This window comes from Micromonospora globispora (assembly GCF_003857015.1).
In the GTDB taxonomy this organism is placed as follows: Bacteria; Actinomycetota; Actinomycetes; order Mycobacteriales; family Micromonosporaceae; genus Micromonospora; species Micromonospora globispora.
Map to the genome: position 1 here is coordinate 1 of NZ_QGGF01000150.1, position 5,388 is coordinate 5,388.

5 protein-coding genes are annotated in these 5,388 nt (G+C 73.8%); 2 read left to right on the forward strand and 3 right to left on the reverse strand.

The features are described 5' to 3' along the window. Positions 1-377: DNA glycosylase AlkZ-like family protein (locus tag DKL51_RS05430; RefSeq protein WP_185734716.1), on the reverse strand; the 377-nt coding region annotated here is incomplete at its 3' end. A gap of 131 nt (positions 378-508) precedes the next feature. After that, entirely contained in the window at positions 509-1,246 is a 738-nt protein-coding gene (locus DKL51_RS05435) for a YsnF/AvaK domain-containing protein (protein WP_109945814.1), read from the reverse strand. 478 nt (positions 1,247-1,724) lie between these two features. Between DKL51_RS05435 and wrbA the strand changes: the two genes are divergently transcribed. Beyond that, entirely contained in the window at positions 1,725-2,360 is a 636-nt protein-coding gene (gene wrbA, locus DKL51_RS05440) for an NAD(P)H:quinone oxidoreductase (protein ID WP_109964350.1), read from the forward strand. A 63-nt stretch (positions 2,361-2,423) separates the two neighbouring features. Here the strand turns inward: wrbA and DKL51_RS05445 are convergent, their stop codons facing one another. Next, complete coding sequence (locus DKL51_RS05445; RefSeq protein ID WP_109964351.1) at positions 2,424-4,355, reverse strand: chorismate-binding protein; 1,932 nt, start codon at positions 4,353-4,355, stop codon at positions 2,424-2,426. Between the two features lie 269 nt (positions 4,356-4,624). Between DKL51_RS05445 and DKL51_RS05450 the strand changes: the two genes are divergently transcribed. Next, positions 4,625-5,388 (forward strand): FGGY family carbohydrate kinase (locus DKL51_RS05450; RefSeq protein ID WP_260428383.1); only part of this gene is annotated, 764 nt, incomplete at its 3' end.

Below are 5,388 nucleotides of genomic sequence, written 5' to 3' on the forward strand. Positions count from 1 at the left end.
TCCGCCGCCCGGTCGGCCTCGGCCTCCGTCAGCCCCAGCGTCGCCCGGCGGGCCGCGGCGCCGGCCAAAACGCGTACCCCGGTCACCGCCAGCATCCAGCGCGCGTCGCGGGCCGGCACGAGGTGGACCGTCCCCCGCATCGGCCAGGTGCGCAACGCCTCCCGGCGCTCCAGCGCCTCCCGCACGTCGTCGAGGGTGCGCCCCGGCAGCCGCACACCCAGTGACCACATGCCGCTCGCCACGTCCTGCGCCTGCATGGCGCCGAACCACTCGACCACCCCGGCCACGTCGGCCGGTCGGGCCACCGGGTGCGGACGCAGCAGCAGGCTGGTCATCCGCAGGGCCAGCGCCTGCGCGCCGGTGAGCCGCACGTCCACGCGTCGCCCTCCGTCGGTGGTGGACGGCCAGCATAGGAGGCGGGTCCGACGTTCCGGGATGCGACGCGACCGGGCGGGTGGGCCGTGGCCCACCCGCCGGGGGTACCTGTCGCCGCGTCGGGCCTACGGGCTCAGCGGCGGCGGGCCGGCTCGGGCACGTCCGCGTCGACCTGCTCGCGGCGGACCTGCGCGTTGACGGGCTGCTCCTCGACCACCTCGTCCTTGGTCAGTCGCACCCGCTCAACGGGGACCTGCTCCTTGATGACCACCGGATGCTCGGCGTGCAGCTCCATCTCCCGCTGCTCCGCGCCGATGCCCGGGCGGACGCCCGCCGGGTTCGCCGCGGTGATCGGCTCGTGCACCACGCTCACCTCTTCGTGCGCGACCGGCACGGTGGTGTGCACGTTCTCGGTCACCACGTGCTTGCGCAGCCGGGCGGCTCCGGCAGGTTCGCTCTCGGTGCCCACCCGCAGCCGCTCCTCGGAGCGGGTCAGCTCCGGCGCCCCGGGCATCCGCGGCGGCGGCTGCTCCGGCTGTCGGACGGCACCCTGCTGCTGGAGCTGGTAGTGCCGGTAGAGCTGGGCGAGCTGGTCGGCGCCGAGCGGCTCGTCGGTACCGGTCTCCACGCTCGGCGCACTGCGTACGGTCGCCTTGTCGTACGGCACTCGGAGTCGGCCCTCCTGCAGCCGGGCGGCCTGCAGCGGGGCCATCGACTCGTGGTGACCCACCACCTCGGTCTTCACGCTGACCCAGGTCGGCTCGCCGGCGGCGTCGGCCCAGACCTGGCCCACACTGCCGATCTTCGCGCCCGATCGGTCCTGGACGTCCTGTCCGTACAGCGAACGGATCTGCTGCTCGGTCAGTCGCATCGTTCGTCCCTTCCTCTCGCGGGTCATGACCTGGATCCCCGGCCGGGGCGGCGGCATTCCCCGGATTCGGGACGAACAGGAGGAGCAGGAGGAGTGGTGCCGGAAGTGGACCCGGCCGGACGCACCGCGTCGAGGCAGCGGGGATGCGCCGCCGGGTGGACCCCCGCGAGGAATGCGAGGTCGGGGCAGGGGACGTATCCCCTGATCGCGCTACGCCAGCAGCGTCGCCGGCGGAGCGCGATCCCCCGTTCAGGTACGCCGGTGCGGGGCGGCGGCGTTGCACCGGCACCGGTGCGAACAGGATCCCCGGTGTCCGGATCGCGGGCAGCAACCCGCAGCGGAACTTGCGCAAATCTTGAGCGGCGGCAAGTTATCGACCGCGATGACTGGTGTACTCGACGACCGCGCAGGCCAACGTTTGACGACGCAACTAACGGGTAGTCGCCGAAGCTGACCTGATTCGAGGAGGAAACAGCTGATGGATGGCCAGCTCAAGGTCGCGGTGATCTACTACAGCGCCACCGGCATCACCTACCAGATGGCACAGTCGGCGTGCGAAGCCGCGGGGGAGGCGGGGGCCGAGGTACGCCTGCGCAAGGTGCGCGAGCTGGCGCCCGAGGAGGCGATCCGCTCCAACTCCGGGTGGCAGCAGCATCACCTCGAGACGCAGGACGTGCCGGAGGCGCAGCTCGACGACCTCTCCTGGGCCGACGTGGTCATCTTCGGCTCGCCCACCCGCTACGGCATGATCGCCGCTCAGCTCAAGCAGTTCATCGACACCACCGGCCCGCTCTGGGCCCAGGGCGCGCTGGCCAACAAGGTGTACTCGGGGTTCTGCTCGACGGCCACCTCGCACGGCGGCCAGGAATCCACACTGCTGGCGCTCTTCAACGTCTTCTACCACTGGGGCGGCGTCGTGGTCACCCCCGGCTACACCGACCCGAGCCAGTTCGTCGCCGGCAACCCGTACGGCGCCTCGCACACCAGCAACAACGGGGAGGTCGCCCCGGACCACATCGCGCTGGCCGCCACCGCGCTGACCGCCAAGCGGGCGGTGCGCATCGGCAAGGCCCTCAAGCAGGGCCTGACCGCCGAGCTGGCCGCGGCCCGCTGACCTGGGCGACCGGTGGTCGGACGGGGGCTCTCGGCCCGTCCGGACCACCGGTCGACCCCAGCCCTACCCACGTTCCGGGGAACTATGCGTCGCCCACGCCGGACGGGCCAGCAGGTGCCCGAGCAGGTCGGCCAGCACGACCATCCCGTCCCGGCTGAGCACCGACTCGGGGTGGAACTGCACCCCGGCGAAGCCCCGGCCGCGCAGGGCGTGCACCGCCCCGTCCGCCGCGTCCCGCGAGACCTCCACCGGCCCGTACGCGGTGGCCACCCGGTCCGCGCCGGCCAGCGCCGTAAAGGTGGAGTAGAAGCCCACCCGGCGCGACCTGCCGAAGACGGACACCTCCCGCTGCAGCCCCTGATACGGCGCCTCCCGGCGGTGTAGCGGCAGCCCGAGCAGTCCGGAGAGCAGCTGATGGCCGAGGCAGACCGCCAGGGTGGGCCGGCCGGCGGCCAGCAGGCCGGCCAGCAGGGTGCGCATCGCCGCCATCTTCGGCTCGGCGAGGTTGCCCGGGTCGCCCGGCCCGGGACCGACCACCACCAGCTCGTACCCGTCCATTGGGGCGGGCCGCCGCCAGTCGCACCGGTCCACCGCCAGGCCGAGCGCGCCGAGCTGGTGGGCCAGCATGCCGGTGAAGGTGTCCTCACCGTCCACGATCAGCGCCCGCCGGCCGGTCAGCCCCGGCAGCGCAGTCGCGCCCGGGGTCCGCTGGTCCAGCCAGAACCGGGCCAGCGGGCCGTTGCGGGCGGCGAGCGCGGCCCGTACCTCGGGGTCTTCGGCCAGCGATCGCGCCGTCGTACCCGCCGAGCGGGGGAGCGGGCCCGCCGCGTCCGGGCCGAGGCCCAGCGCGGCGAGCACGCCGGCCGCCTTGGCGTGCGTCTCCGCCACCTCACCCACCGCGGTGGAGTGCCGGACCAGGGTCGCCCCGACCGGCACCCGCAGCTCGCCGGCGGGCGAGATCTCGGCGGTCCGGATCAGGATCGGCGCGTCGAGGGTCTGCCGGCCGTCGGCGTCCCGGCCGAGCAGGGCGAGGACCCCGGCGTAGTAACGGCGGCCGGTCCGCTCGTGCCGGGCGATCACCCGGCAGGCGTTCTCCATCGGGCTGCCGGTGACCGTCGGCGCGAACATCGTCTCCCGCAGCACCTCCCGGACGTCGAGCGAACCGCGCCCGGCGAGCAGGTACTCGGTGTGCGCCAGGTGCGACATCTCCTTCAGGTACGGCCCGATGACCTGCCCGCCGTGCTCGGCGACGGTGGCCATCATCTTGAGCTCCTCGTCGAGCACCATGTACAGCTCCTCGACCTCCTTCGGGTCGCGGAGGAAACGCAGCAGGGCGTCCCGGTCCGCCGCCGCGCCGGTGTGCCGGAAGGTGCCGCTGATCGGGTTCATCATGACCAGGCCGTCGTCGACGCTGACGTGCCGTTCCGGGCTGGCCCCGACCAGGATCCGGGTCCCGGTGTGCACCACGAACGTCCAGTACGCGCCGCGTTCGGCCAGCAGCAGCCGGCGCAGCGCGGCCAGCGCCGCCACCACCGGCGGGCCCTGCACGCTGGCGCGCAGGGTGCGGTGGATGACGAAGTTCGCCCCCTCCCCGCGGCCGATCTCCTCCGCGAGCACCCGGCCGACGATTTCGGCGTACTCGTCGTCACCGATGTCGAAGCCGGCCCCGGTGCTCACCACCGGACGGTCGGGCAATGCGGCCAGCGCGTCGGCCAGCCCGATCCGGTGGTGTTCGGCGATCACCAGGCACTCCAGCGGCATCCCGTCGTCCACGCAGGCGAAACCGCGCTCGCCGATCTGCCGGTAGGGGACCAGGGCCAGCGTGCGCGGGCCGGACGGGCCGTCCGGTAGCGGGATGTCGGCGAGCCGGTCGGCCGTGCGTACCGGTCCGGTGAAGAGGTCCAGGTGGTCGGCGCCCTCGCGGCGGACGAGCGCGAACGGAACCGGCTCGGCGGTGTCGGCGAGGGCGGCGATCAGGTCGTGCGGTCGGGTCATCGGGGTCTCCTCCTGGGCCGGTGGCCGCCGGCGGGGCGGCCCGGGATGCCGGGGAGAGACCGGCGGCCGCCTCGACAGGCGGCCGCGTGGGAAAGCTACGCGCGGGGATGGTCCGCCGGGTCGGCGGGCCACCAGCAGGTCAGGTGCGCGGGCATGGCGATCACTCTACGCGGCGGACCACCGGCCGGGTACCTATCGGCGGAGCCGTCCCGAAGGGCGGACTCGGATCTTGGCATCGGCGCCCGCCGCGGCGGGTAGGTTGACCGGCGATGAAGATTCTCGCCATCGACCTCGGCACCTCGTCGGTACGTGGACTCGTGCTCGACGCCGACGCGAATCCGCTGCCCGGCGCGCTGGCCCGCCGCAAGGTGCGCCTGACCATGGCGGACGACGGGACGGGCACCGTGGACGGCCCCGGCTACCTCGCCTGCCTGGTGGAGTGCCTGGACGAGCTCGCCGGTGCCGGCCACCTGCGGGGCGTCGAGCTGGTGGCGTCCTCCGGGCAGTGGCACTCGGTGCTACCGCTGGGTTCCGACGGCAAGCCGCTCGGACCGGTACTGACCTGGTTGGACACCCGACCGGCGCCGCCCGCCCGCAGCGCCGGACCGGCCGACCCGGACGCCTTCCACCAGCGCACCGGCACCTGGTGGCACCGCTGCTACTGGTCCGTGCGGCTGCCCTGGTTGCGGGAGCACACCTCGACCCCGGTCGCCCGGTTCGTCGGGCTGGTCGAGTACGTCCTCGGCGCCCTGCTCGACGAGGCGCCGATGTCCATTTCCATGGCCTCCGGCACCGGCCTGCTCGACCTGCACACCCTCGGCTGGGACGTGGAGGCCTGCGCGCTGACCGGCATTCGTCCCGACGAGTTGCCGGCCCTGGCCCCGGCCGACTGGCGTGGGCGGCTGCGTCCGGAGCACGCCCGCCGCTGGCCGGACCTGACCGACGCCCGGTGGGCCGGCCCGGTGGGCGACGGCGCCGCCTCCAACGTCGGTTCGGGATGCGTCGGACCGGGCCGAGCCGCGGTGACGGTCGG

What these genes read in the sequence shown, in the direction of transcription:
- DKL51_RS05435 (WP_109945814.1), bottom strand. Translation starts at nt 1,246, where the DNA reads ATGCGACTGACCGAGCAGCAGATCCGTTCGCTGTACGGACAGGACGTC.
- wrbA (WP_109964350.1), top strand. Translation starts at nt 1,725, where the DNA reads ATGGATGGCCAGCTCAAGGTCGCGGTGATCTACTACAGCGCCACCGGC.
- DKL51_RS05445 (WP_109964351.1), bottom strand. Translation starts at nt 4,355, where the DNA reads ATGACCCGACCGCACGACCTGATCGCCGCCCTCGCCGACACCGCCGAG.